Consider the following 26653-nt stretch of genomic DNA (forward strand, 5'->3'; position numbering starts at 1 on the left):
TCCATGTTTCTCAAATATCTCGCGCGCGCCATTTTCGTCATCGCCATCCTCGGCGCGATCTATCTTCTCGTGAACACCTTGCGGCAATATTCGCTGGACGAGATCCTCTCCACGCTCGGCGCCATACCGCTCAGCCATCTGGCGATCGCCCTCGGCTTTGCCGCCTGCTCCTATTTCTGCCTAGCCGTCGGCGATTGGCTGGCGACGCGCTATGCCGGCAAGCCGCTGAAATTTCGCCAGACGGCGCTGGCCTCCTTCGTCAGCCTGTCGATCGGGCACAATGTCGGGGTCGCGGCGCTGTCGAGCGGGGCGGTGCGCTACCGCTTCTATTCGCGCTGGGGCCTTGATGCCGAGGCCGTCGCCAAGATCATCCTGTTCTGCGGCGTCACCGTCGCGCTCGGCCTGTCAACGCTTGGTTCGATCGGCATGGCGCTGCGGCCAGAAGACGCCGGCGACATGATGAAGCTCGACACCGCGACGATACGGCTGATCGCTGCCGGTTTCGCGGTGTTTCCCGTCGTCTATCTCCTGCTTTGCGCCGTGTTGCGCAAGCCGCTGCGTATCCGCGCCTGGAGCATGAAGCTGCCGCCCATGCGGCTGGCGCTGGCGCAGGTCGTGGTGGGCACAGTGAACTTTTCGTTCGTCTCGGCGGCTCTCCACCAGATGCTCACCGCCTTTGCGCCCGCGAGTTATCTGAAGGTGGCGGCGGCCTCAATCACCGCCAATATTGCCGCCATCATCTCGCATGTCCCGGGCGGATTGGGCGTGCTCGAGGCGACCATCGTGCATATTCTGCCGGGCGCGTCCTCGATCGCCGCCGTCATCGCCTTCCGCGTGGTCTATTACTTCATTCCCCTCGCCTTCGGCCTGATCCTGCTCGCCGCCAGTGAGATGACCCTGAAAAAGACGGCGGACTATCGACCCGCCGCCGCTGAATAGTCATCCTGCCGCAGGATCTACGCTGGTTCTGCCGCCTTGCGGCCGGACATTGCTGTCAGACGTCTTTGCGCAGCCTTGGCGCGACGAGCGTTCCAAGACGGCCGACCAGCGCCTCCCATAGCCGCCGCGCGCTCTTGATCGGCGTAAAAGGCTTGCGCGGATCGACGACGCCGGTGCCGAATACCGGGCCGGTCTTGCCCTTGTGAACATCGACGTCGAGGGCGCGCAGCCCTCGCGGCCTGACATTCAGATCCTCGATCGCGCCGATCAGGCTGGACCGGCGCGCCACGGCGGCTCGGACATCCTGCTCCGCGCAGTCGAGATGCTCGGCCATAAGCCGGTCGCGCAGCGACAGGATCGCACCTTTGCAAGCGCCGCTCTCGGCCTCGATGGCGATGTCGGATTCGGTGTCGAGCCCTTCCGAGCGATTGTTGAGATTGGAAGAGCCGAGCCGGATGAAGCGGTCGTCGACCACCACCAGCTTGGCATGGACCAGGATATCGCATTCGTCGCCACTGACGTTGGGCACGACCGGATAAAGCGCGCGGAAGCGGCCATGTCGGTCGGCGCGCTTCAGCCGGCGGATCAGCCGATCGCGATTGGCGCCCATCATGATCTTTTCAAGAAAGCCGTGCGAGAGACGCGTGACGATCACCACGACCTCGGGCCCATCGGGCTCGGCGAGCCGCTTGGCGAGCAGTCGGCCAACCTCGAAGGAGGCGAGATATTGCGTCTCGATATAGATGGAGTCCCGGGCGGCGGCGATCGCGTCCATCGTCAGCCGCATCGCCTCGCGCCGGCTGTTGCGGCCGCGAATGCCCGGCTCGGTGCGGGCGAGCGCCACCTCGCATCCCCCGAAATCATCCGACACGCTCGCCGGCCAGATCTGGTCATCCGGATTGGCGACCGTGGGGGTGATTTCTTCGCCGATGGCGTGGCGCCAACGGCGGCGAGCAAGATCGCCGATCATGGCGGCCGCTGCCCCGGAGAGCGCCGCCTGCAAGTCGTGCACTGGCTCGTAAGCTTCTCCCGAAGGCGTTACGCGCAGCGGATTTTCAGGTTCGTGGCGCGGATCATCCCAGCGCTTATGGGTCAGGTCGATGCCGCCGATAAAGGCCAGATGATCGTCGATCGTCACGAATTTCTGGTGATGCGACCCCCGGATGGCGTGCCGCCTGTCGAAACGGAGATGGATGCGCGGATGCGCCGACCAGCTGTTTTCGGAAAACAGGCTGAGCGACTTGCCCGAATAGATCGGCCCCATCGCCCAGACGAGAATGCGGATTTCGAGCGCTTCGTTTTTGTCCACCAGCGCGCGCAGCAATTCGCCCAGCGTCTCGCTCGGGCGATCGGGGCGAAGATAGATGTCGGGATTGAAATCCCAGCCGATGATCCAGATCGTCCGGCGCGCATTCCGGAAGGCCTCGTCGAGCGCGGCGAAATAGGCCGCGCCATCGACCATGAAGCCAACGCGCTCCGCCACAGCGGCGCGCCAGGCGTTGACCCCGACCTTGACGATAGAACCGTCGTCTAAAGAGAGATATTCCTGTCTCTGCATAAAGCTTCCCCTGATCCGCAAGCGCATGATCCGGTTCAACACCGCGCAAGCCGACTTGTTCCGTTCATCCTGCGGAGCAGAGCCGCTTCGACGGTCGCGCGCCCCGGAGGTCTACAGAGCGTTCGATCCGGGAAGCGGCCCGCCCGCAGGAGTTCGGGAGGATCGCATGCGGTTTCTCCTGCGCCGTCACAACCAGCGGCCCCTCTCCGGGTTCCGCCGTCGCAGGCAAAAGATGCAAACCGCGCAAAGACGGAACGGAACAGCGCGCGCTTCGTTGTTGATCGGACATCGAAAGGAGCGACACATGGGCAAAGCGCAAGACGACATCGAAGGCCGCCGGCAAAACCACGAAACGGTCGACGAAGGCAAGCCGGGACCAGCAGAAGGTCCGCACGCCCGCAAGGATCTGACCGATCTGGACAAGACACCGGGCGCCGGCGCATTGGTGGACAAGGATAATGAGGACGGCGATGTCGACGGCGGCGTCGGCTGATCAGTTGCACTGCGACTGAGGGTTACGGGCGAAAAGTCCCATGCCGATTTCGGTCAGCGCCTGGACAGAGGCGCGAAACACGAAGCCGCGAAGCGGAGCGGTCGCGCTGTCCGAACTCGCAAACACGAAGGGGATCGCTTTTTCGTCGAGCCGTTCGGCGAGATCGAATGCCTCCCGGGCGTCGATCTCGATATCGACGATCGCCGCGTCCACCGAGCGGCTTTCCAGCACGCTCAGACCGGCTTTCACCGTATCGACGACGAGGAAGGAGCCGCCCCAACCTTCAACCATGCCTCGGACGTCGTCTGAAAGAAAATAGTCGCGATCGATCACGAGCAAAAGCTTACCCTTGAAGCACTCCCGCGCGGTCCAGCGTTTTCGATCCATGTCGCAATCTTTCAAGTCATCGACTTGTTTCTACGCCAGAATCGACAACACGGTTCTTTAGCGTAACAAAGCTATGTCGCTAACTGAGAGCGCTCAAGAAAGGTTCTGATCAAGTCCCCAGACGGATCTTTTCGATGGTTTCGACCAGTTCGTCCTGCATCAAATAGGCGTCGGACACGCTGTTGTCGGCGGCGGCGTGGGCGATGAAAGCCTCAATGTTTTCCGGCGGCATTGCTTTTCCGAACAGATAGCCCTGGCCGAAATCGCATCCGAGCGCCTGCAGGCTGCGCACCTGGCTTTCGGTCTCGATGCCTTCGGCTGTCGTGGCGATGCCGAGCCCCTGGCCGAGACCGAGCATGGCGCGCACGATCTTTTCCTGCCGCTCGTCGTCTTGAAAGCTCGACACGAAGCTGCGGTCGATCTTGATTTTGTCGAATTTGAAACGCGACAGCTGCGACAGGCTGGAGTAACCGGTGCCGAAATCATCGAGCGCGACATGGATTCCAGCCGCGTTGAGATCGCCGAGGACGGCCTCCGCCGCCTCCATGTCCTTGACGATGGCGGTTTCAGTGACTTCGATTTCCAACCGATTGGGCGGCAGGCCTTCTTCGGCGAGAATGCGCAATATGCGCAGGCCCAGCAGCCTGTCGGAAAATTGCGCCGGCGACAGGTTGAAGGCGAGCCTCAGATGCGGCGGCCATTTGGCGGCGTCGCGGCAAGCGCGCTTGAGCAATTGATCCGACAATTCGACGATCAGGCCGGTTTCTTCCGCAAGCCCGATGAATTCAATCGGCGACACTTGCCGTCCGTTATTGTCCATCCAGCGCGCAAGCGCCTCGAAACCGCGCAGGGACCCCGTCTTCAGGTCTATCAACGGCTGGTAATGCGGGGTAATCACACATTTTTTCAATGCGTCGCGCAGGGAGATCTCGAGCGCCGCGCGCTGTTCCAGCGCCGCTTTCATTTCCTGTTCGAAGACGACCGCGATGCCCTTGCCCCGCTTCTTGGCCTCATACATGGCCGCGTCGGCCGCAAGCAGGCCCTGTTTGGGGCGGTCGATGTGATCCGGATCGAGCGCCAGGCCGACGCTCGCGCCTAGTTCCGCGGTCATGGACGACGACAATTCATAGGAGCGGCAGAGAAAGTTGGTGACGCGGCGCGCCTTGGCGGCGGCTTCCGCGAGATCCCTGACCTTTTCGATCACGACGAATTCATCGCCTCCGAGCCGGAATATGTCCTCTGGTTCGAAAATCGCCCGCAATCTTTCGGCGACCGCGATCAGCACTTCGTCGCCGGACTGATGGCCCAAAAGATCGTTGACGCGCTTGAAACCGTCGAGATCGATGGAATAATACGCGATCCGACCGCGTGGCCCCATGGCGTTCGCCAAGGCGTCGAGGCGGGCGTTGAGGCCCGCGCGATTGGGAAGACGGGTCAAGGAATCGTGATTGGCGATCCAGTTGACGTCGCGTTCGGCGGCGCTGCGTTTCCTGATTTCACCATGCAATTCGCCAAGACGGGACAAGGCGTAGATCAGACCCAAAAGACCGATGACCACGACGGCGGTCAGCACTTCGTCGACTTCAAGCGATTCATGGGTTTCCACAAATTCCGCCAGGGTTTCAAAGGCGTCATGCCGGATGGCGGCGAGCCAAATGACCACCCCGAGGCCTGTCAGCGCCAGCGCTTCGATATGCATGCGGCGTTTCTTGACCCAAGATCTGATCAACAGTTCCTCCTGCGGAATGCACGAACATTAGAGAACTCCACTTAAGGAAGGTCTAACGAGACACTTCAACCCTGGGACAAAAGCGATTTTTAGTGAACCATTTCACATATGCGGCGTTGAAAGCCTGACGAGAGGACAGGCGAAGAAAATGAACCATTTCAACGGCCAGCATGAAGCTGCAGGATGTCAGGACGACCTCGCCGGCGCCAGGACTTTGGTGATCCGTTTTCTCGCGGATCTGCGCGATCGTCCGATCGGCAGCGATATCCTGGACGCAAACGAATTGCCGGCCTCGCGATCGGTCATGATCGAGGCGTTCCGTATGCTGGTCGAAAACGAACCGCGACGCCGTATTCGCGACCAGCTGATCATGGTCGGCCTGCTGTTGTCGCAATATCAGCAAGGCGTGGGCGACCGGCTGAAAGTGCAGGCGGCCCCGGCGCCCGGTCTGTCAAAGCAGGAGGCGGAGCCGCCCCATATCCCCGCCGTCAGGCGCATCGAGCGCGCATTGTCCGCAGTCGATCCAGATCGCCTTAGACTGATGCGCTTGTTCGAGCAGGCGTCGATGCGAGCCATGTCAAAACCGGTTCAAAAGAGAGCAGCGCAAGCGCGGCAATCGGACGATCCCGGCTCCGGCAAGGGCGGATGGATGGCGCGATAGACTGACGATGAAGATAACTTACTGCGAGCAATCAAGCCTGAATTCTGTTGCGACAGCGCCATTCGGCGCGAGAGGGAGCTGGCGACATTGACATCCCAACCCGATCTCGACGCCTGCGCGCGCGAACCGATTCACATACCCGGCGCAATCCAGCCGCATGGGGCCTTGATCGCGATAGATCTGTCGTCTAATGCGCCTCTCTGGGCGTCCCAGAACTTCGAGGCGCGCCTTTCGTTCCAGCCTGAAAAACGACTCTTCGAGACTGGTCCGCTGGCCGATCTCTCCAGGGCAATCAGTGTTTGGCGGACGAGCCCTGACAGAACCCTGAGGAAGACGATCCCGGACGCCGGATGCACGGCCTTCGTGCATCGCAGCGGCGACATCGCCATTATCGATTTCGAAGCCTTGTCCGGCGATGCGACCGATGAGTTGCTGTCGCATCTCGCGAATTTCGCGCCTTTGCTTGCCTCTCGCGTCGACATTGACGCGGCGCTCGAGGCGACCGTGCGGTTCGTCGGCCAACTCAGCGGCTTCGACCGCGCGCTGATCTACCGTTTCGACGAGGCTTGGAACGGTCAGGTTCTGGCCGAATGGAACTCCGGCGCCCTGCCCGCCTATCTTGGCCTGCATTTTCCAAGCGATGACATTCCGGCGCAAGCTCGCCGTCTCTACGCGCTCAACCGGACGCGCATTATACCGGATATCGACTATGTTCCGGTGGATATCACACCGCTTGATCCCGACGCCAGGGGACCGCTCGACCTGAGTTTTTCGCAGATCCGCAGCGTATCTCCCATACATCTCGAATATATGCGCAATATGGGCGCCGCCTCGTCCATGTCGATTTCGATCATGGTGTCGGGCCAGCTCTGGGGCCTTGTCGCTTGCCACAGCCACGGGCCGCATTACGTATCGCCGGCACTGCGCGACGCCTGCGATTTCGCGGTCCAGTCGCTGGCGATCCGCATCTCCTCGCAACGCGACTCCGACAACGCGTCGCACCGCGCCCGCCATGCAAGCGTTCATGGACATCTGATCGGGGCTGCGACTTCGGCCGCCACCTGGAGCGAAGGGTTATTGCGCGTTCAGGATCAGTTGCTTGCCTTTGTCGGCGCCGGCGGGGCCGCCCTGATCGAGGATGACGAGAGCATCAAGACCGTGGGTCGCGCGCCTCATCAAGGCGAAATCCGCCGCCTTGTCGCCTGGCTCTCCGAGCGCGACGACGGCGACGTCATCGTCACTGACCAGTTGTCGAGGATTATCGATGTCGATCCGCGCACGGCGGAGACGGCGAGCGGCCTGCTGGCGATGCGCGTGTCGGAGCTTCACAACAGCTGGCTGATCTGGTTCCGGCCTGAGGTCGTCGAGACCGTGACCTGGGGCGGACGACCGCACAAGACCGTTGAGGAGAACGGCCGCATTCATCCCCGCCACTCCTTCGATGCCTGGAAAGAACAGGTTCGCGGCAAATCCGCGCCCTGGCGCGCCACCGAGATCGAAGCCGCCCGCTCTTTGCGCGCCGCCATCATCAATCTCGTATTGAAGAAGGCGGAAGAACTCGCGCAATTGAGCGAAGAACTGCGCCGATCCAATAAGGAACTGGAGGCCTTCAGCTATTCGGTCTCGCACGATCTGCGCGCGCCCTTCCGCCACATTGTCGGCTTCGCGCAATTGCTGCGCGAACGCGCGCCAGGGCTCGACGAAAAATCGAAGCACTATCTCGCCACCATCACCGATTCCGCCATGGCCGCAGGCCGGCTGGTGGACGACCTCCTGAATTTCTCCCAGCTTGGACGCACGGCAATCGCCTCACGGCCGGTGGACATGAACAAGCTGGTCACAGAAGTGGTGCGGAGCCTCAAAACCTCGATCGAGGACCGAACCATCGTCTGGACCATCGGAGATTTGCCGCCAGCCCATGGAGATCCGGGTCTCTTGCGGCAGGCTTGGTTCAATCTGATCGAAAACGCCGTCAAATACACGCGTCCCCGCGCCGAAGCGCGCATCGAGATCTCCGGCGAATGCGCGAGCGACACGTGCGCCTATGCCGTCAGCGACAATGGCGTCGGCTTCGATATGGCCTATTACGGCAAGCTTTTCGGCGTGTTCCAGCGTTTGCAGCGCGTGGAAGATTTCGAAGGAACCGGCATCGGTCTTGCTCTCGCCCGCCGCATCATCGAGCGCCATGGCGGCGACATCTCCGCCGTCGGCGAACCCGGTATCGGCGCACGTTTCGACTTCCGTTTACCGGCCCATCCGAAAGGAGATAGGAAACTTGCCTGAACTTCGGCCCATCCTGCTTGTGGAAGACAGTCTCCGAGATCTGGAACTGACCCTGACCGCCCTCGAAAAATGTCAACTCGCCAACGAAATCGTCATCGCGCGCGACGGCGCGGAGGCGATCGACTACCTGTTCATGCAAGGCGCGCAATCCGAGCGCGTCCCAGGCGATCCGACCGTGGTGCTGCTCGACCTGAAACTGCCCAAGATCGATGGCCTGGAAGTGCTGGAGCGCGTCAAGAGCAATGACAAGCTCCGCCACATCCCGATCGTCATGCTGACGTCGTCGCGCGAAGAGCAGGATCTTATCAGCAGCTATGAACTCGGCGTCAACGCCTTCGTGGTGAAGCCGGTGGAGTTCACGGAGTTCTTCAAGGCGATCCAGGATCTCGGCGTCTTCTGGGCTCTGCTCAACGAACCCCCACCAGGAAATCGCCGTCATGACTGAGACACACGTCGCGACCCCCTGCCTGCTGCTGCTGGAAGACAGCGTCATCGACGCGGAATTGATTTCCGAGCAGATCGATCGGCTCGAACCGCGTCCGCGACTGGTGATCGCCACCGGCAAGCAGGCTTTTCTCGAAGCGTTGGCGCAGGACAAATACGACCTCGTATTATCAGACTTTTCGCTGCCCGATTTCGACGGCATGGCCGCGCTCGACATCGTCGTCGAACATGCTCCTGAAACGCCGTTCATCTTCGTCTCCGGCGTGCTCGGCGAAGACGCCGCCATCGACGCCTTCCGACGCGGGGCCACCGATTATGTCCTCAAGCAACGGCTGAACAGGCTGCCATCCGCCGTCGAGCGAGCGCTTTCGGAAGCTCATGAGCGTCATCGGCGTCGCCGGGCGGAACATCAGCGCGAAATACTCGTCCGGGAACTCAGCCATCGCGTGAAGAACAACATGGCGGTGATGCTGTCGCTGATCCGCCGCACGGCGAAAACAGCGAAGACCGTGCAGGACTTCGAGCACAGCTTGAGCGCCCGCGTCACCGCGTTGGCGGATGGTCACGCCCTCCTGTTCGAAAACAACTGGAACGAAACGGCGCTGCATGCCGTGCTCGACCGCGCCTCCGCCAGTTTCGGCGGACTGCAAGGTCGGATCTGTGTAGAAAACGCCCCGAATGTCCGCATCAGCCCGCGGATCGCACTGTCGCTGGCCATGGTCTTCCATGAATTGATCGCCAATGCCGCCAGATATGGCTCTCTGTCGACGCCGAACGGTCGGGTGGACGTCTGCTGGCGGATGGAGCCGCGGCAGGACGATGCGCCGCTCGTGCAATTCAGCTGGATCGAGTCCGGAGGACCGGCGATCACAGCGCCAGGACAGGGCGGATTGGGCTCGAAGCTGATCCGCAGCATGATCGAATATGAACTGGAAGGACGAGCCTCGATGGAGTTCGCCCGCTCCGGACTGCGCTGCCTGCTCAGCTTTCCGCTGACTGAGGGGCTGACGTCGTCGTGAACCGTTCGGCGAGGATGCGGGACAGAGCGTTGAAGTCGCAGGGCTTCGGCACCATCGGGACGTCTTTCAGCATCTCCTGGACGCCTGTCAGTTCGGCATAGCCGCTGCAGACCACGACCGGCACACCGCGAGACTTGAGCGCTTCGATGACCGGAACGGAGAGTTCGCCGCGCAGATTGAGATCAACCACAGCGCCGTCGAGTTGGGCCGTATCGACCTGTTCGAGCGCCGCTTCGACGTTGGAGAGCGGACCTACGACTTCGCAACCTTGCCCAAGCAGGAAATCCTCCATGTCCATGGCGATGAGAACGTCATCTTCCAGAACCATCACACGCAGCCCCTTCAGACCGCCATTGAACCCACTCATCACGAAACTCCAGTCGCATATTGCAATAATGTCGGCGGGGTTGCTCGAATCGCGGGAAGACGCGTTGCAAACAGGCTGCCGGCGGAGGCACAACGCATTCGCACCGATCGAGTTGCGCCGCAGCGCAAAACAATTTTCAGCATATGGGCGCGCTCACGCAAAAACCCCTGAATTTCCAGAGTATATTAACGGTGAATTATCTTTCGGAAGTGGTAATATACAGCGAATAAGCAGAACCGTGCCAACGGCGGAATCCCGGAGACGACATGCGAGTTTGGCCCAATACGAGAAAAGGCTTGAGCCATGCCGGCATGGTTGTGGTTGTCGGTCTTCTTCTCGTGGCGCTCAGCGCGACCCTTGCTGCCCTCGTGGCCCAATCCGTCACATCGATCTATCACAATGCTGATCGAATCGATGACGCGCGCGCGGTGACGGCCGCGCAGGGGGCGTCGAAGTCAATCCGGGCGCGCCTTTCCGCGACGCTGCGCGACAACGCCTTCTGGGACGACGCGTATGCGATCACGCAGTCGCCCGAGGCAGAGCAATGGATCTACGACAACTGGGCCTCGACCACAGCGGACTATCCTCTCTACGACACCGCCATTGTCTATGACGGTTCGAACCGCGCGATCATCGCCTATCACAACGGGGTTGAAATCTCTCAGGTCGACCAGTTCTTCGATTCATCCCTGCCCACACTGCTCGGCAAAGCCCGGGAACCCATGCTGGATCGCGATAATTTGGCCGTCGGCTTCATCCGCACGCGGCTGGGCGTCGCCGTGGTCGGCGCGGCGCCCATCCAGCCCGGCGCTTTCGATCCGGACCGATCCAATAGCCGATCGCATATGCTGCTTTTTGCAAAGCACATGACGCCGGAAATGATCGGCGATGTCCGCGGCACCTTCAACATTCGGGGCCTCACCCTCAGCAATACGCCCGCCAAGGACAATCTCTCTATCGCGCTGCGCAATGTCAGCGGCGAACACATCGCCTATTTCGTCTGGCCAAGCCAGAAACCGGGAACCGCGAGTTATCAGAAGGTCGAGCATATGTTGTCGATCGCCGCGGGCATCTTCGTCGCGATCGTCGCGGCGATCGTCGCCGTGGCCGGCCTGCTGCTGCGCGACTCCCGCCAAAGGGAAAAGTCCCTGGCGTGGCAGGCGGCCCATGACCCTCTGACCGGACTTCTCAATCGAGCAGGTCTATATCAGCGCGCCGAAGAAGAGTTCGCGACGCTGGAGCGGCGGGGGCTGACCCTGCATCTGGTCGATCTCGACGGCTTCAAGGCCGTCAACGACATCTGGGGGCATCCGGTCGGAGACCAGTTGATCAAGGACGCTGCGCGCCGGCTCTTGCTCGGCCTTCCCGAAGACGCAGCCATCGCCCGTCTTGGCGGCGACGAATTCGCGGTCCTGTCCGAAGGCGAAGGCGAGATCGGCGCGACCATACAACATGCATTCTCGACGCATTTCGACATTGATGGGCGCGTGGTGAAAGTGGGCGCGAGCGTCGGCGTGGCGTCGACCGATCCGCAGACTGCGGACATTCACGAATTGCTGCGCCGCGCCGACCTTGCGCTCTACCGCGCCAAGGAACGGGGGCGCGGCGTCAATATCGCCTACGAGCCCGGGCTGGACCAGGACGCCCTCCGGCAACGCGACATGGAGCAAGACCTGCGCCAGGGACTGGCCAATAACGAAATCGACGTGGCTTTCCAGCCGCTGATCTGCGCGCGCAACGGCGCTCTGGGCGGCGTCGAGGCGCTGGCTCGGTGGAAAAAGCCCGATGGCAGCGTGATTGCGCCTGATCTCTTCATTCCGGCCGCCGAACGCTCCGGCCTCATCGACCAACTCGGTCTTCGCATCGCTGAACTCGCCTTCCAGGCTGCGGCCGAGTGGGGCGATACGCGGCTTGCGCTGAACATCTCCCCGATCCAGCTCAAAAATCCCTTCCTGGTGACAAATCTCGCCGAATTGATGCAACGGCGCCGGTTCTCTCCCAACCGGCTGACGATCGAAGTGACCGAAGGCGTGCTGATTTCAGATCCGGCACAGGCGCACAAGACCTTCGACGAATTCAAGGCGATGGGCGTCAAGATTGCGCTCGACGATTTCGGCTGCGGTTACGCCAGCATCGGCGCGCTTCGGGAATTCGGCTTCGACAGGCTGAAGATCGACCGTTCGCTGGTGATCGCGCTGGATGCGGATGAAAATGCAAGCGCCGTGCTGCAAGCGACAATTTCGCTCGCCAATGCGTTGAAAGTGGCGGTGACAGCCGAGGGGATCGAAACGGAGACACAGGCCGCCTTCGCAAAAATGTCAGGTTGCGACGAATTGCAGGGCTATCATTTCTCAAAACCGGTGCCGGCCTCCGAGATCGTCGCCCGTTATCTACCCCTTCTGGACACGGCTCCGAAGGTGGCTTGATCGCCGATCCTGCCCAGGCTTATCGGAGATTTGCCTTGGCCCTGGTTTCGCTCGTCGACAGCGAGCGGAAGAACGGAACAATCTGCCAAAGCGCCGACAGACCGACGAGCAGACAATTGAGGCCGCCAACGATGATGCGGAGCAATGTGGTGATAGTGAACTCATGCATGAAAACTTCCTGTGAGACGTAGCGCCCCAACCCCACGGTCAGCCTCGAAAGTTCCTCAATCTTCACCTAATTCGGTCCACCGCAATATTTTCATCAATCACGACTATTAAGACGCTTCCCTATGGCCCGGCCTTGGGCTAGCGAATCGCGCGGATAACGGCGCTTGCGAGATAAAAGACATGGCGATCATCACAGACCCAGCCCAGATCACGCCTTTGGCGGAGCCGGCGCAGCGGACGCAGCGGCGCTCGGCGCTGGTGGGGCCGACATCGGCGGCGCGCTGGCTCTTGCTGTTCGTGCTGATCGCCGGGGTTTATTTCTTCTATGGTTTCGTCGTGCCGGTGCTGGCGGCGCTGGTGATCGGCTTCGCCACCTGGCCGATCTACAAACGGCTGCTCGCCACGGTGAACGGGCGGCGGACGGTGGCCGCCTCGATCGCGCTCGCTTTGGTCCTCCTGGTGATCGTGGCGCCGCTGTCGATCGCCATCATCGCCGCCGTCAAGGAAATCAAGGTCTGGACGGCATGGGCCGTGGCGGCCAACGCCGCTGGCGCTCCGGCTCCCGCCTGGCTGATGCAGGTGCCGCTGGTCGGCGACGTCCTCAGCGAACAATGGACAACCCATTTCGGCAAGCCCGGAGGCTTCGGCGAATTGGTGCAGGTGGTTTCGGGCGCCAATATCGGCAATATCGGCCAGGGCGTGCTGGTGGTCGGCGCCACCGCTTTCCAGAAGATGCTCAGCCTGTTGTTCATGCTGATCACGCTGCTGTTCGTGTATCGCGATGGCGAACATCTCGTCGCCCAACTCGATCAGCTCGGCGAGCAGGTGCTGCCCGGGCGCTGGCGGCGGGTGTCACGCATCGTGCCGCTGACGATCAGCTCCACCGTCTCGGGCATGACCATCATCGCCATCGGCGAAGGCATCGTGCTCGGGGTCGCTTATTGGCTGGCCGGCGTGCCCTCTCCCGTCACCCTTGGCATCATTACCGGCGTCATGGCGCTCATTCCCGGCGGCGCGCCGCTATCCTTCACGCTGGTGTCGATCTATCTCGCCGCCAGCGGTAACTTCATGGCCGGCGTGGCGCTGATCACCTGGGGTTCGGTGGAACTGTTCATCGTCGACAAGACGCTTAGGCCCAAGCTGGTGGGCGGCCCGATCAAGCTGCCGTTCCTGCCGACCTTTTTCGGCCTGATCGGCGGCGTCAAGACCATGGGCTTTCTCGGTCTGTTCGTTGGCCCGGTGCTGATGGCGCTGCTGGTTTCGATCTGGCGGGAATGGGTCTACGAGGCCAAACAGGCCAACGACGCCCAGCTGCTGCCGGCCGCCGCTGAGATGGACGGCCCCTGAGCCGCAAGCGTTGCACCCCGCAAAAGGCCGGCGGATCGTCGATCCGCCGGCCTTGCCCTATCAGCTCTATGCCCTATTGCCTGCCCATCACCAGAGCTTGTTGATCTTCAGCATCACAGTGCGGCCCGCGCCATAGGAGCAGACCAGCGTTCCCTGGCAACCCGTGACATACTCCTTGTCGAACAGGTTGGCCGCCGTCAGCGAAACGCCGAGATTGTCTTTCTGGTAGCGAATGGCGGCGTCGGCCACCACGGCGCCCGGAACCCGCAGCGTGTTTTCCATATCCGCCCAGCTCTTGCCCTGATAGCGCAGGCCGCCGCCGATGCTGACGCCGTCCAGCATGCCGACCGGCAGCTTGTAATCGAGCCAGGCCGAAGCGGAGACATCCGGGATCAGATAGGGCGAATTGCCGACATAGGACGCCACATTGTGCTGGGTGATCTCCATGTCGAGATAGGTGAAGCCGGCCACCGCGCGCCATTGCTCGGTCAGATCGACCTTGGCCTCCAACTCGATCCCCCGGGATTTCACTTCGCCGATCTGTTCGCTGGCGTAAGTCGTGGGGTTTGTGAGCGTCCAGTTCTGCTTGACGATCTGGAAGACGGAGGCGGTGAACACGCCGTCGATGAAATCGGGGCGGTATTTGACGCCCGCCTCAAGCTGGTAGCCCTCCTCAGGATCAAGCCCCTCGCCGCTCGCGGTCGTGCCAATCACCGGATCGAAGAAGGTCGAGGCGCTGACATAAGGCGTGACGCCATTGGCGAATTCATAGGCGAGGCCGGCACGACCGCTGAGCGCCTTGTTGTCGGCGACATAGTCCGTTCCGCCGAGGTCATAATCGGAATCCGTATGCACGAAGTCATAGCGACCGTTGAGTGTGGCCACCCAGCCGGCGCCAAAACGCATCTGGTTCTGGGCGTAGAGCCCCACCTGCTGCTGCACCAGATCCTGGATCAGGTAAGGCGTTGTGACGATGTCGGCGCCATATTCGGGATCGAGCACGCTGATTGGCGCCGCATAGCCCGAGGCCTGCACCTGGTCGATGCCGAAATAGCGATAATCGATCCCGACCATCAGATCATGGCTGACGGGGCCGGTATCGAAAGAACCCTCGGCATGGGTGTCGACATTGAAGGCGTCGACGCTGGTGTGATGCTCAAAGCCGATGCGGTAGAATTCGGCATTGGCCGCATCCGCCGACGAGCAATCGCTGAAATAGGTGACAGCGTCATAGCAGCCATAGGTGTAGGGCGCGTTTTCGTATTTCTTCACATGGCCGTAGCGCAGCGTCTGCTTGAGCGTGACGCCGCTTTCCAGTTCGTGCTCGAAACTGTAGCCGATCATGGTCTGCCGCGTCGTTCCCTCGTCGAGATCGGGTTCGCCGTAATAGTTGTCCGGATCGACCTTGCCGAAGGGCGCGTTCTTCACAGTGCCGTAATAGGGCAGGAAGCTGCCGGCGCCATGGCGCTGGTCGAGCGTGGAGTAATAGGCGAAGACGTTGAGCTTGGTGGCGTCGTCGGGGCTCCAGGTCAGTTGCGGCATGACCGCGCTGCGCAGGTCGTTGCCGTAATCGGTCTGGTAATTGCCGCCCGAAACCTTGGCGGTCAGGCGATAGCTGAAGGCGCTGTCCTTGATTGCGTTGGACGCGTCGAAGCCGACATAGCCATTGCCGAAATTGTTGACGCCGGCTTCGGTGGAGAGAAGCGGCTGGTCGGTCGGCGTCTTGCGGGTCATGTCGACGATGCCGCCCGGGCTGCCGCCGCCATAGAGCGCCGAGGACGGCCCCTTGAGCACCGTGATCCGGTCAAGAAAATAGGAATCGATCTGGAAGCCCCCGAAGCCATAGCTCTGGAGATTGAGGCCATCGAGATAGCCGCCGGTCTGGGTGGCGTCGAAGCCGCGGATATAGACCCAGTCGGTGTCGGGATCGCTGCCGAACGGCTGGGCGGTGACGCCTGACGCATAGCGCAGCGCCTCGTCGATCTTGCCGGACACGGCGCGATCCTCGATCTCCTCGCGACCGATCACGCTCACCGATTGCGGCACGCGGGCGATCGGCATCGCCATCTTGGCGCCCGCCTCGGTCGCTTCCGCCGCATAGCCCTTCACCGGCCCATTCGCCGCGGCCTTCTCGTCCGTCTCGACGACGATCTTCTTGAGCTGGGTGGCCTCCTGGGCGGCCGCGCCGTGTGCCGCCGCAAGCGCGATCGCCGCGACGCCCGCCGCGAGCCACGCCGCACGGCTCGCCCCTCTCTTCATCTGTGTCATGCTTGTCCCCTTTGCGAGCGCTCACGCGCCTGCTTCACGCTTGATGATAAGATGACTGTATAAGTCAGCTTTTCGCGCGCTGCTTGACCGTTCTTTTGCGGGCTTGAACGTTTTTGTTCAAAATCACCAGGATTGACGTGGGCGTCACTCAATCAGGCCGATCCCGGCGCCAAACCGATGGCGGCGATCCGACATGACGCCGGAACATTCGGGTCAGATGCGCGGCGTCCGAAAAACCCATTTCCGCAGCGATTTCCGCGAGCGGCTGGCGCGTTTCGGTCAGTCTCGTCTTGACGCGACGGATTCGCGCCCGCATCTGCCATTGATGCGGCGGCAGACCGGTAGACGCTTTGAAGGCGTGGCTGAAATAACAGGCCGACAGGCCGGCGATGGCCGCAAGTTCATCAAGCCGGATGGTGCGCAGGCAGTTGTCCTCGATGAAATCCGTCACCTGACGCAATTGCCATTGCGCGAGTTTGCTGCGCATGCGCCGTTGCGAGACCGGCACCTTCATCACGGCGACCAGCAGAGCAAGCGCCAGCCCATCGCCATAGAGATCATGCAACGGTTCTTCGGACACGCATTCGCGCGCCAGAAGCTCCGCCAGAGCAAACAGCCTCGGCTCGGACACCATAAGCCGAGGCTGTTCGAAAGCCGCCGGCGAAAAATCCTCGCCGAAGCGTCGTTCCAGCGTCTCCGCGTCGAAATGCAGATCCAGATGCCGGACGGAACGGACGCCATGCGAATAGGCTTCGATGTCCATGCCGGCCGGAATAAAGGAGATGAAAGGGGCGACGCTGAGCCCCCGGCTCCGTCCGCCGATTTCGCGCATCTCAAACCGGGCGTCGCTGGCGCCATCGGCGGACAGCGCCACGAACAGGCGCGGATCGCGAGCGCTGTAGAAGCCGCCCGCGCCGGGCGCGCAGGTCACATCCCAGAGATCGGCGGCCATGCCGTTCCAGTAGCGCCGCTGGAAATAGCGTTCCACCGTATAGCCGCCGATGCGATTGGTCATGCGGGGAACGAAATTCATCGAGACGCGAAACCTTGTCCATGCGTGGCGCGGGGCGCGTCCGCGAGTTAACTTGACTTAACCTATCATATTATATAGCGGCGTTTCAACGCAGATGACGCGACAGGGCGCCCGGATACCGGGGTGACGCGAAAGGAACTGAGATGTCTGACACACAGCCGGTCTTCTCCACACGCGGACTGAGTTTCAAGGTCGCCGACCGGATGCTGCTTGACGACGTGTCGATCGCCTTCAAGAGCGGCTGCGTTTCGGCGCTGATCGGCCATAACGGATCGGGGAAATCCACGCTACTCAAGCTTCTGGCGCGGCAGATCGCACCGTCTGGCGGCGACATCCTGTTTTCCGGCGAACCTGTCGCCGCCTTCGGCGCCCGTCGCTTCGCCCGCGAGGTCGCCTATCTGCCGCAGGACCTGACGACGGCGGCAGGCATGACGGTAGCCGAACTGGCCGCAGCCGGCCGCTACCCCTGGCATGGCGCGCTCGGCCGTTTCACGGCGCTCGACCGCGCCATGGTCGAAGAGGCGCTAGAAATCACCCATACGGCGTCCATGCGCGACCGCCTGGTAGAAACCCTGTCGGGCGGCGAGCGCCAACGCGCCTGGATCGCCATGCTGATGGCGCAGGACAGCCGCTGCCTGCTCTTGGACGAGCCGACCTCGGCGCTCGACATCGCCCACCAGCTCGAACTTCTCGCCTTGATCCGCCGCCTGTCGCGCGAAAAGTCGCTGTCGGTGATCATCGTCCTGCACGACGTCAACATGGCCGCCCGTTTCGCCGACGACATCCACGCCCTGAAGGGCGGCCAGCTGGTCGCCTCCGGTCCGGCGCGCGCCATCATGACCGATGAAACGCTGCGCATGATCTACGGCGTCGACATGACGGTGATGCCGCATCCCGCCCTCGACATTCCGCTTGCCTATGTTTCCTGATCGCCTCCCCCTCAGCCGCCGCGCGGTGATCGCCAGCCTGGCTGTCGTCCCCCTCGCTCTGTCCGCCCGCGCCGAAGCGCCGCGCTTCCGCCGCATCGCCACGCTCGACTACGCCGTCGCCGCGACGCTGATCGAGACGGGCGGCGCGCTGGCAGCCGTCGCCGAAGCCGCCGACTGGGACAAATGGATGGGCGCGCCCGCTTTGCCGGCCGGCGTCGTCAATCTCGGCAGCGCCTGGGAGGTGAATTTCGAACTGCTGGCGGCGCTGAAACCCGATCTCATCATCACCACGCCGTATCTCGACGCGTTGCTGCCAAAGCTCAAGGACATCGCGCCATGCCTGCGGATTTCCGTCTTCGATGGTTCGGGCGAGCCGGTGCTGCCCAAGGCGATCGCCGAAACACGGCGGATGGGAGATTATCTCGGCGCATCCGCAGCGATTTCGGCCTATCTCGACCGGTCCGACCAGCTATTCGCCGATTGCCGCAGCCGCCTGGCCCGGTTGCCCGAACGCGATCTGTTGCTGTTCTACCTGATCGACGACCGCCACGCTTATGTCTATGGCGCGCCGGGGCTGTATCAGGGCGCGCTCGACCGCCTGGGCGTCAAGAACGCCTGGACATCGCCCTGCAATTACTGGGGTTTCGCCATGACCGGACTTGAAGGCCTCGGCGCGGCTGCCGGCGACTCCACCCACGCCATTCTCTTCGAACCCACGCCGCGCGACGTCATGGCCAAGATCGGTCAGAGCCCGATCTGGCAGGCCTTGCCCTTCAACCGCACGGGTCGCCTGTCCATTCTGCCGCCGGCGCTCGCTTATGGCATGGTGACCGAGGCCACCCGCTTCGCGGACCTGCTGACATCGGCGATCGAGGCACGCTCATGACCCTTTCCCTTTTGGATCCGCGCCGCAGCCCGCTCGCTCTGACCCTCGGGCTGACGCTCCTCGCAGGTCTGCTGATCTCTGCCAGGATCGACAGGTTTTTCGCGCTCGATCCGTCCGCCGCCGGCTACGAGATGGCGAAACTCGTGTTCCTGAACGCCGCCTTGCCGCGCATCGCGACGGCGCTGATGGTCGGGGCGGCGCTGTCGCTGTCCGGCGCGATCCTGCAGCAGGCGCTGCGCAATCCGCTTGCCTCGCCCACCACGCTCGGCATCGCCGCCGGCGCGCAATTGGCGCTCGCCGCAGCAATGCTCTATGCGCCCGCGCTCCTCTCCCTTGGTCGCGACGGAATTGCGCTCGCCGGCAGCGCTATCGCCGCAGGCCTCGTCTTCCTGATCGGCGCCCGACGCGGCCTCACCCCCTTCTCGCTGGTGCTGTCGGGCATGGTGATCAGCCTGTGGTGCGGCGCTTTGTCGGCCATCCTGATTCTGATGAACGATCGCTATCTGGTCGGCCTGTATGTCTGGGGCGCGGGCTCGCTGTCACAGCAAAGTTGGACGGTACCGCTCGCGCTGGCGCCGAAACTCGCCGCGCTTTCGGCGCTCGCCTTTCTGGCAGTCCGTCCGCTCGGTCTGCTCGATCTCGGTGAGGACGGCGCCGCCGGCCGAGGCCTTTCAGTGCGCTACGCCCGGTTCGCAGCGGTCGCCATCGCCGTGACGCTCGCCGCTGTCGCCACCGCCGCCGTCGGCGTCATCGGCTTTATCGGTCTCGTGGCGCCGCTCCTTGCCCGCATCAGCGGCGCGCGGCGGCCGCTGTCGCTGTTCATCTGGTCGAGCCTGATCGGCGCGGCTCTGCTGACGGTGACTGACGCGGCGCTGGTGGCGCTGCTCGGCGATCTCTCGGATTCGCTGCCGACCGGCGCCGTGACCGCGGTCTTCGGCTCACCGCTGCTGCTCATCCTGTTGCCACGGCTGAAGACGCGTTTTCGCGCCAGCGCCGCTCCGGTGGCGGCCGAGCGGTCGACGCCCGCCTGGGCGCCTATTCTGGCTATCCTCATGGCGATCCTGATCATCGTCGTTGCCCTGCTAGTCGGCAGGGGTCTGGACGGCAGCTTCGAACTGTCCGTCGGCCAGGCGCTTTTCGATGTGATGCCCTATCGCGGCCCCCGCGCCCTCGCCGCGCTCGGCGCGGGCGCGATGCTCGCGGTCGCGGGCGTCATCCTGCAACGCCTGACCGGCAACGAGATGGCGAGCCCCGAAGTGCTGGGCGTCAGCGCCGGCGCGACCATGGGCATGGCGCTGTCACTGTTCATCGTCGCCACCCCCGTCTTGGCGCTGCAGCTTGGCTTTGCCGGCCTCGGCGCGGGTCTCGTGCTCCTGGGCATCCTCGCCATGGGGCGCAGATCGGGCTTCGCCGCCGAGCGAGTCTTGCTGACCGGCGTGGCGATCAGCGCCATGGCGGACGCCCTGTCCGGCGCCATGAGCGCGATGGGCGATCCGCGCGGCATGGCGCTGATGCGCTGGATGAGCGGCTCGACCTATGCCGTCGACGTCGAGACCGCCGTGATCTCGCTCGCCGCAATGTTCGTCCTCGTTGCGTTGGCGACCATGACGCGGCGTTGGCTGCAGATCCTGCCGCTCGGCCCGGCGCCGGCGCAGGCGCTGGGTCTTGCTTTGCCGAAGATCCGCCTGGCGCTCTACGCGCTCGCGGGGCTGCTCACCGCCGCCGCAACGCTGACGGTCGGACCGATGAGTTTCATCGGGCTGATGGCGCCGCATCTCGCCCGCGAGGCCGGCCTTCGCCACGCCGGCGCCCAGACGCTTGGCGCAGCGCTGATCGGCGCCGCCCTGATGGCGCTGGCGGATTGGTGCGGCCGCATGCTCGCCTTCCCCTATCAGATTCCGGCGGGCCTGGTGTCGGCGATGATCGGCGCGCCCATGCTCGCTCTGCTGATGAACCGCCGTCGCGACTGAAGACCCGGCCTTTCGATTTCGAAAGGATTTGCTTATAGGGTCTGCGCATCACAGCCGCCCGCCCGCCCATCAGGAGCCGACATGTTCTTCTTTCTGTCCAAGCTCGTCGACACGCTGATCCTGCCGTCCAACATCATGGTCGCGCTCGGCGCTCTCGCGGCGCTGTTGCTGTTGTTTCGCTGGCGCAGGCTCGGCGTCATGGCGGCGGCGCTGGCGCTCGCCATACCGATCGCCGCCGGCTTCACCCCGCTGGGCAATCTGCCGGTCGCCGTGCTGGAGGATCGCTTCCCGGTTCCAGATCTCACGGAGCCGCCGACCGGCGTGGTGATGCTCGGCGGCGCTGTCGACCTGCATCTGTCGATGGAGCGAGGCCAGGTGATCCTCAACGACGCCGCCGAACGGGTGACCGAGACGGCGGCGCTCGCCAATCGCTTCCCGACCATGCGCGTTTTTCTTTCCGGCGGCTGGAGTTCGGACACCGACAAGGGCCGCGTCAGCGAATCCTCCTTTGCCCGGCAGGCGCTGATCGGCATGGGCGTCGCCCCCGAGCGGATCGAGATGGAGGAGAATTCACGCACCACCTTCGAAAACGCTGTCGAAACCAGAAAGGCGATCACGCCGAAATCCGGCGAGCGCTGGCTGCTCTTGACCTCTGCCTCGCATATGCCGCGTTCGGTGGCGGTGTTTCGTGAACAGGGGCTCAATTTCATCCCCTACCCCGTCGATTACCGCACCCGGGGACTGGCGCATCCGCTCAACCGCCCGCGCTCAACCGCAGTCGGGCTGACCAATCTCGATCTCGCCGCCCATGAATGGATCGGCCTTTTCGGTTACTGGCTGTCAGGGCGGACAAAGACGCTGATGCCCGCCCCCTGACTACCATTTCAGCGCAAGGCGTAGACGTCGACGGGATGGCCGAGGCCCTTCAGGACATGGAGGCCGACGCCGTCGACCTCGTCCTGGCAGCCGGCGCGCTCGACGAAATCGCCCGACAGCAGAACGCTGCGGCCGAGATCCTTGGTCAGAGTTTCCAGCCTCGACGCGATATTGACGACCGGGCCGATCGCGGTGAAATCAAGCCGGCGCCGCGAACCGATATTGCCATACATCACGTCGCCGATATGAACGCCCGTGCCAAAGCGGAGATTGGGCAATCCCCGCTGCTCATGCTCACGGTTCAACGCTTCCATGCGCCGGCTCGTATGGCGGATGGCCAGCAGAAGTTTTGCGCAGGCCTGAGGGTCTGACAGCGGAAATATAGCCAGAAGCCCGTCGCCCATGAATTTCAGGATCTCGCCGCCCTGATGCTCGATCGGTTCCGACAGCGCGTCGAAATAGGCGTTCAGCATGTCGATGACGTCGTCACGCGGCCACAGGTCCGACAGCGAGGTGAAATCGCGGAGATCGCAGATCATGATCGCGGCCTCGATCGTCGCGCCGCTGCCGCGCGTGGAGGCGCCGGCGAGGATCTGTTCGCTGGCATGCGGGCCGACATAGGTTTCGAGCAGCGTGCGCGCCATGCGGTTCTTCACCCGCACTTCCGACGCCAGCGCGAAGATGGGCAGGATATCCCTGAGCGCGACGATCTCCCACGGCTCAAAGCCGCCGGGCCGATCGCTGGAGAATGTGATGATATGCTTCTTGTCGAGCGTGTATTCGAGCGGCCAGGCGAGATATTCAGTCAGCCCCTGGCGAAAGAGATCGCCATAGAGCGGAAAATACTCTTCCAGCGCGGGATCGCCGAGGATCTGCCGCACCTCATTCACGCCGCTATAAAGCAGCCGCGCCGGGCTGCGCTGGAATTGCGGCGTCTCTTCGATGCCGTAATCGAATGTATCGATCTCGGCTTCCTCCATGCCGCGCCGCCAGAGAATGCGCGCGCCCAGCCATTGCGGGTGATGCACCCTCAAATGAATGGTGGCGCGGCCGATCATCATTCCGGCCGCGTTCAACCGCACACACATGTCGCGGAACAGATTGTCCAGAAACCGCTCGCTCCGTGTTTCACTCACGAGCCAATCCAGCACTGGATTGCGCGCCAATGGCCAGACGCCTTCGGACGGGTCGGGCCGGTGGTGTTGTGCGGCGCCCTGGTTATCCTGTGCTGTCGTCATTGCATGCATGCCCTCTCGCTTGTCCGACAGCCGCCCGCCACTGTTGGTCCATGGGTCCAAACACGAAGGGCGCCAAATCGCTTAGCAGACATAGTTTCATTCCAGCCGAATGTAAGGCGCGAATTAGAAAAAAACCGCCCTGTTGCAGAGACGGTACATGGCTCCGCAGAAGGCGCAAGACACTTTGCCATGCAGGGCGTCAAAGGCGCGGCCATCCATAACAAAAAGCCCGCCGACATGGCCGGCGGGCGAGACGTTGCGAATGGCGACGCCTAGATCAATCGTCTGCGCATTTGGTGACGATGACCGAGCAACCGCTGTCGTTCTGCTTGCAGATCTTCATCGCCTTGCGTTCGGCTTCACCCATGTGATCGCCCCAATTGGCGCCCCAGCCGCCATTCGATCCCGCCGCAAGCGAACCGCAGGCATTCTTGAAATATGTGGCGACTTCGCAATCATTGGCGCGGTCGGCGCAATTGCCAAGCGCCTCGCGTTCGGCGGCGCGGCGGGAGTTGAAGCCCGTGCTCCAGCCAAACGAGCCGGTTGAGCCCGAATAGGCGATGGCGCCAAACAGGTCGTCGGCGAACGCCGCGACCGGCGACGTCATCAAGCCCGACGCGATGGCGCAGGCAAACAGGATCTTTTTCATTGCGGAGAACTCCCCTTGGTTTCCGTCTGTGATGCGGGCTCGCCCGCGCTCGGCGCGCACTTAACCACGCCCCGTGCAAGACCATCAATCGCGATTTGAGCTGCACCCAAATTTGGTTTGCAGACGGCGCGATGCGGCTGCCGGTTTGCCTTGGGCTCCGGGCCCGTGCTAGCGTGACCAAGCGTCAACGGAGACAGTGATGGCCGTTCGGATCGGGACTTTCAACATCGAAAATCTATTGAATCGCTTCGATTTCACCGGCTTTCGCAACCAACTCCGCCAGGATCGCGCCCTCAGACTGTTTACCATCGATTCGGAAGCGGATTACCAGCGGCTGGAACAAGCGCGCATGGTCTCGTCGACCGACGACACAAGGCAAATGTCTGCGCTCGCCATTGCCGACGCGGACGCCGACATTCTCTGCCTGCAGGAGGTCGAAAGCCTCGATGCGCTCAACGCCTTCGAATATGGCTATCTCTACAAGATGGTCGGGGAAGGCTACCGTCAGAAATATCTGATCAAGGGCAATGACAGCCGCGGCATCGAGGTGGCGGTGATGATGCGAGAGCGAACCCGCGACGGCGCGCCGATCGAATTCATCGACATTCGCAGCCACGCCGAAGTGACCTTCCGCGACTTCGGCCTCTATGAGGAGGCGCTGACTGCGACGGAAAAGCCCGACGACCGCATCTTCCGGCGCGACTGCCTGGAGCTAGATGTCCGGATCGGCGGCAAACGGTTGACGCTCTTCGTGTGCCATTTCAAATCCATGACCAGTCCGCGCGACGGCATGGACGGCCGCACCGCGACCATGGCGCTGCGCCGCGCCGAGGCTCGCGCCGTCCGGCGCATTATCGAAACGCGCTTCGGCGACGGCGTCGCGCACCGCAATTTCGTCATTTGCGGCGACATGAACGATTACCAGGAGAGGCTGCTGATCGACGGCAACCGTCGCACGGGCTTTTCCTTCACGCCAAAGGACGAGGACGAAAGCGCGCTCGATGTGTTCAGCAGCGACGGTTTTGCGGAAAACGCGGTGGCCCGCCGGCCCGTTGATGACCGCTGGACCCTGTTTCACGCCCGCGGGCTTGAGGAGCGGCATCTCTGCCAACTCGATTACATCTGGCTTTCGCAGGCGCTGTCGGCGGCCAATTCGAAGGGTGCGCCCGACATCGTCAGAGCCGGTCAACCTTTTCGCACCCCTTTTCCGCCTGGACAGGAGGTCGACCGCTATCCGCGTATCGGCTGGGACCGGCCGAAGGCGTCCGATCATTGCCCCGTCGTCATGGAGCTTCATCTGCCGTGAATAACCATCAAAGTCTCGAAGCCGCCGGCTTTCCGTCCGCAGGCCGGGTGTTTCCGGTCGCAGGTCATCGCCTCGTCGTCCATGACGGGGATCACCCGTGGGTTCTGGAGAACCAGGCGGCGATCGACGAGAATTGGGCGCGCGAAGTGGCGGCCAATCCCGCCTTGTTCAATGGCCGCATGGTGTTTCAGCGCAATCTGTCCTTCGCCGACGGACATATCGATGGCGAGGCCTATCTCGCGCCTTTCGCTACATTCCTGCATTGGCGGAGGCTGGCGCGACCGGTGGGCGGCTATCATCTCTTCGCTTTGCCCTTGCCGATCTCGTCGGACGGCGCGCTGATCGCCATCCGCATGGGGGCGCACACCGCCAATCCCGGCCGGGTCTATTGCGCGGCGGGCTCGATGGATGAGAGCGATGTCATCGACGGCCATTGCGACCTCGAATTCAATATGCGCCGCGAGGTGCTGGAAGAAACCGGTTTCGACATCGCGGCGGCAAGGCAAGACCTTCAGAGCTACGCGGTGCAGTCGGACAACACGGTGACCGTGTTTCGCCGCGTCTTCTTCGACATGACTGCAGATGAGATGCTTGCCCGCATCGCCGCCCATGTGGCGGATGATCCCGAACCCGAAATCGACTGCGCGCTGGCGATCCGCGACGCGAATCCACACGCCCACGACTATCCCGCCTTCATGCCGCTCGTGCTGAATTGGCTGTTCGATCAGAAAGGATGATCATGTCCCGCGCCTACGCCATCTACGACGTCTTTACCGCCGATAAGCTCAAGGGCAATCCGCTCGCCGTCGTCTTCGACGGATCCGGCCTCTCCGATGCGGCAATGCAGACGATCGCCGCCGAGTTCAACCTGTCCGAAACCGTCTTTGTGTTGCCGCCTGAAAATCCCGTTCATGCGGCGCAATTGCGCATCTTCACGCCCGGCCGTGAATTGCCCTTCGCCGGCCACCCCACCGTGGGCGCGGCCATCGCGCTCGCCGAACGCCAGGCGCCTGGCGCGAGCATCGATCTCGTCAGCATGCTGGAGGAAAAGGTTGGCCCGGTGCGCGCCGCCGTCCGCCTCGCGGCGGGCGAGACGTCCTTCGCCGAATTCGACCTGCCGCGCCTGTCGGAAGAAATTCCGGCGGAATTCGACCGGCAGGCCATCGCCGACGCGCTTTGCCTGAGCGCCGCCGATCTCGGCTTCGAAAACCACCGACTGTCGCTGTGGAGCGCCGGCGTGCCTTTCGTCATGGTCCCGGTCTCGGGGCTGGCGGCAGCGGCGGCCGTGCGCTTCGACCCGAAACTCTGGACGAAGACGGTCCCATCCGGCGCCTGCTATCTCTATTGCCGCGGCGGCGAGGATCATCGCGCCAGCTTCCACGCCCGCATGTTTGCCCCCGACATGGGCATCACGGAGGACCCAGCGACCGGCGGCGCAGTGGCGGCGATGAGCGGCGCCATCCAGCATTTCGACGGTCTCACCGATGGCCATCACGCTCTGTTCATCGAGCAAGGCGTCGAGATGGGCCGGACCTCGCATATCCATCTACATATCGACACCGAAGGCGGCCGCGTGATCCGCGCCCGCATCGGCGGCCAAGCGGTACGGCTGGCGGCGGGAGAGATTTTCCTGTGACTTTTCAATCCTTCTGCAGGCCTGTCCAACCCTGTGGATTT

Annotated in this window: 25 protein-coding genes; 15 read left to right on the plus strand and 10 right to left on the minus strand. The window is 62.8% G+C overall.

The window, feature by feature from the left end; translation table 11 throughout:
- Positions 1 to 3: 3 nt before the first annotated feature.
- Entirely contained in the window at positions 4 to 939 is a 936-nt protein-coding gene (locus M2360_RS15870) for a lysylphosphatidylglycerol synthase domain-containing protein (RefSeq protein ID WP_280776239.1), read from the plus strand.
- A gap of 55 nt (positions 940 to 994) precedes the next feature.
- On the opposite strand, the gene M2360_RS15875 is transcribed toward M2360_RS15870, so the two are convergent.
- Positions 995 to 2497 (minus strand): phospholipase D-like domain-containing protein, encoded by a 1503-nt coding sequence (locus tag M2360_RS15875; protein ID WP_280776240.1) that lies wholly within the window; start codon positions 2495 to 2497, stop codon positions 995 to 997.
- 304 nt (positions 2498 to 2801) lie between these two features.
- Between M2360_RS15875 and M2360_RS15880 the strand changes: the two genes are divergently transcribed.
- Positions 2802 to 2990 carry a hypothetical protein gene (locus M2360_RS15880; RefSeq protein ID WP_280776241.1) on the plus strand — a complete coding sequence of 63 codons (189 nt, stop codon included), beginning with the start codon at positions 2802 to 2804 and terminating at the stop codon, positions 2988 to 2990.
- Here M2360_RS15880 and M2360_RS15885 read toward each other — a convergent pair whose 3' ends face one another.
- A complete protein-coding gene (locus tag M2360_RS15885; protein WP_280776242.1) occupies positions 2991 to 3377 on the minus strand; it encodes a hypothetical protein in 387 nt (128 codons plus the stop codon).
- A gap of 109 nt (positions 3378 to 3486) precedes the next feature.
- Positions 3487 to 5106 carry an EAL domain-containing protein gene (locus M2360_RS15890; RefSeq protein WP_280776243.1) on the minus strand — a complete coding sequence of 540 codons (1620 nt, stop codon included), beginning with the start codon at positions 5104 to 5106 and terminating at the stop codon, positions 3487 to 3489.
- 148 nt (positions 5107 to 5254) lie between these two features.
- Between M2360_RS15890 and M2360_RS15895 the strand changes: the two genes are divergently transcribed.
- The 4 genes from M2360_RS15895 (at position 5255) to M2360_RS15910 (ending at position 9513) form a co-directional block, all read left to right on the plus strand.
- Positions 5255 to 5767 carry a hypothetical protein gene (locus M2360_RS15895; RefSeq protein ID WP_280776244.1) on the plus strand — a complete coding sequence of 171 codons (513 nt, stop codon included), beginning with the start codon at positions 5255 to 5257 and terminating at the stop codon, positions 5765 to 5767.
- Positions 5768 to 5854: 87 nt separating this feature from the next.
- Positions 5855 to 8050: an ATP-binding protein gene (locus M2360_RS15900; protein WP_280776245.1), complete on the plus strand. Its 2196-nt coding sequence runs from the start codon at positions 5855 to 5857 to the stop codon at positions 8048 to 8050.
- Entirely contained in the window at positions 8043 to 8495 is a 453-nt protein-coding gene (locus tag M2360_RS15905; protein ID WP_280776246.1) for a response regulator, read from the plus strand. The genes M2360_RS15900 and M2360_RS15905 overlap by 8 nt, the downstream gene beginning before the upstream one ends.
- The gene (locus M2360_RS15910) at positions 8488 to 9513 is read left to right on the plus strand and encodes an HWE histidine kinase domain-containing protein (protein ID WP_280776247.1); all 1026 of its coding nucleotides are present in this window, start codon (positions 8488 to 8490) and stop codon (positions 9511 to 9513) included. The genes M2360_RS15905 and M2360_RS15910 overlap by 8 nt, the downstream gene beginning before the upstream one ends.
- Here the strand turns inward: M2360_RS15910 and M2360_RS15915 are convergent.
- A complete protein-coding gene (locus tag M2360_RS15915) occupies positions 9476 to 9880 on the minus strand; it encodes a response regulator (protein ID WP_280776248.1) in 405 nt (134 codons plus the stop codon). The genes M2360_RS15910 and M2360_RS15915 overlap by 38 nt on opposite strands.
- A 266-nt stretch (positions 9881 to 10146) precedes the next feature.
- Between M2360_RS15915 and M2360_RS15920 the strand changes: the two genes are divergently transcribed.
- Entirely contained in the window at positions 10147 to 12306 is a 2160-nt protein-coding gene (locus tag M2360_RS15920; protein ID WP_280776249.1) for a bifunctional diguanylate cyclase/phosphodiesterase, read from the plus strand.
- A gap of 19 nt (positions 12307 to 12325) precedes the next feature.
- On the opposite strand, the gene M2360_RS15925 is transcribed toward M2360_RS15920, so the two are convergent.
- On the minus strand, positions 12326 to 12475 hold the full coding sequence (locus tag M2360_RS15925; protein ID WP_280776250.1) for a hypothetical protein: 150 nt from the start codon (positions 12473 to 12475) through the stop codon (positions 12326 to 12328).
- Between the two features lie 179 nt (positions 12476 to 12654).
- Here M2360_RS15925 and M2360_RS15930 point away from each other — a divergent pair, with 179 nt between their 5' ends.
- Positions 12655 to 13821 carry an AI-2E family transporter gene (locus M2360_RS15930; RefSeq protein ID WP_280776251.1) on the plus strand — a complete coding sequence of 389 codons (1167 nt, stop codon included), beginning with the start codon at positions 12655 to 12657 and terminating at the stop codon, positions 13819 to 13821.
- An 87-nt stretch (positions 13822 to 13908) separates the two neighbouring features.
- Here the strand turns inward: M2360_RS15930 and M2360_RS15935 are convergent, their stop codons facing one another.
- The 3 genes from M2360_RS15935 to M2360_RS15945 are packed head-to-tail and all read right to left on the minus strand — an operon-like array spanning position 13909 to position 17122.
- Positions 13909 to 16089: a TonB-dependent siderophore receptor gene (locus tag M2360_RS15935; RefSeq protein ID WP_280776252.1), complete on the minus strand. Its 2181-nt coding sequence runs from the start codon at positions 16087 to 16089 to the stop codon at positions 13909 to 13911.
- Positions 16086 to 16241, minus strand: a complete 156-nt coding sequence (locus tag M2360_RS15940) for a hypothetical protein (protein WP_280776253.1) — start codon at positions 16239 to 16241, stop codon at positions 16086 to 16088. The genes M2360_RS15935 and M2360_RS15940 overlap by 4 nt, the downstream gene beginning before the upstream one ends.
- Entirely contained in the window at positions 16238 to 17122 is an 885-nt protein-coding gene (locus M2360_RS15945; protein WP_280776254.1) for an AraC family transcriptional regulator, read from the minus strand. Before M2360_RS15945 ends, M2360_RS15940 begins: the two co-directional genes overlap by 4 nt.
- Positions 17123 to 17265: 143 nt before the next feature.
- Here M2360_RS15945 and M2360_RS15950 point away from each other — a divergent pair, with 143 nt between their 5' ends.
- From M2360_RS15950 to M2360_RS15965, 4 genes are all read left to right on the plus strand, one after another.
- Positions 17266 to 18051, plus strand: coding sequence for an ATP-binding cassette domain-containing protein (locus M2360_RS15950; RefSeq protein WP_280776255.1), 786 nt, complete (start codon positions 17266 to 17268; stop codon positions 18049 to 18051).
- Entirely contained in the window at positions 18041 to 18937 is an 897-nt protein-coding gene (locus M2360_RS15955) for an ABC transporter substrate-binding protein (protein WP_280776379.1), read from the plus strand. The genes M2360_RS15950 and M2360_RS15955 overlap by 11 nt, the downstream gene beginning before the upstream one ends.
- The gene (gene fhuB, locus M2360_RS15960) at positions 18934 to 20907 is read left to right on the plus strand and encodes a Fe(3+)-hydroxamate ABC transporter permease FhuB (protein WP_280776256.1); all 1974 of its coding nucleotides are present in this window, start codon (positions 18934 to 18936) and stop codon (positions 20905 to 20907) included. The genes M2360_RS15955 and fhuB overlap by 4 nt, the downstream gene beginning before the upstream one ends.
- 81 nt (positions 20908 to 20988) lie before the next feature.
- Positions 20989 to 21783 carry a YdcF family protein gene (locus M2360_RS15965; protein ID WP_280776257.1) on the plus strand — a complete coding sequence of 265 codons (795 nt, stop codon included), beginning with the start codon at positions 20989 to 20991 and terminating at the stop codon, positions 21781 to 21783.
- Positions 21784 to 21791: 8 nt separating this feature from the next.
- Here M2360_RS15965 and M2360_RS15970 read toward each other — a convergent pair whose 3' ends face one another.
- Both M2360_RS15970 and M2360_RS15975 read right to left on the minus strand, forming a co-directional pair.
- Positions 21792 to 23021, minus strand: coding sequence for an adenylate/guanylate cyclase domain-containing protein (locus M2360_RS15970; protein WP_280776258.1), 1230 nt, complete (start codon positions 23019 to 23021; stop codon positions 21792 to 21794).
- 277 nt (positions 23022 to 23298) lie between these two features.
- Positions 23299 to 23670 carry a DUF4189 domain-containing protein gene (locus tag M2360_RS15975; RefSeq protein WP_280776259.1) on the minus strand — a complete coding sequence of 124 codons (372 nt, stop codon included), beginning with the start codon at positions 23668 to 23670 and terminating at the stop codon, positions 23299 to 23301.
- Positions 23671 to 23869: 199 nt separating this feature from the next.
- On the opposite strand from M2360_RS15975, the gene M2360_RS15980 reads away from it, so the two are divergent.
- The 3 genes from M2360_RS15980 to M2360_RS15990 are packed head-to-tail and all read left to right on the plus strand — an operon-like array spanning position 23870 to position 26612.
- Positions 23870 to 24976 carry an endonuclease/exonuclease/phosphatase family protein gene (locus tag M2360_RS15980; RefSeq protein ID WP_280776260.1) on the plus strand — a complete coding sequence of 369 codons (1107 nt, stop codon included), beginning with the start codon at positions 23870 to 23872 and terminating at the stop codon, positions 24974 to 24976.
- Complete coding sequence (locus M2360_RS15985; RefSeq protein WP_280776261.1) at positions 24973 to 25713, plus strand: NUDIX hydrolase; 741 nt, start codon at positions 24973 to 24975, stop codon at positions 25711 to 25713. The genes M2360_RS15980 and M2360_RS15985 overlap by 4 nt, the downstream gene beginning before the upstream one ends.
- Positions 25714 to 25715: 2 nt before the next feature.
- Positions 25716 to 26612, plus strand: a complete 897-nt coding sequence (locus M2360_RS15990) for a PhzF family phenazine biosynthesis protein (RefSeq protein WP_280776262.1) — start codon at positions 25716 to 25718, stop codon at positions 26610 to 26612.
- Positions 26613 to 26653 lie beyond the last annotated feature (41 nt).

Source organism: Rhizobium sp. SG_E_25_P2, assembly GCF_029892285.1.
Taxonomy (GTDB): domain Bacteria; phylum Pseudomonadota; class Alphaproteobacteria; order Rhizobiales; family Rhizobiaceae; genus Rhizobium_E.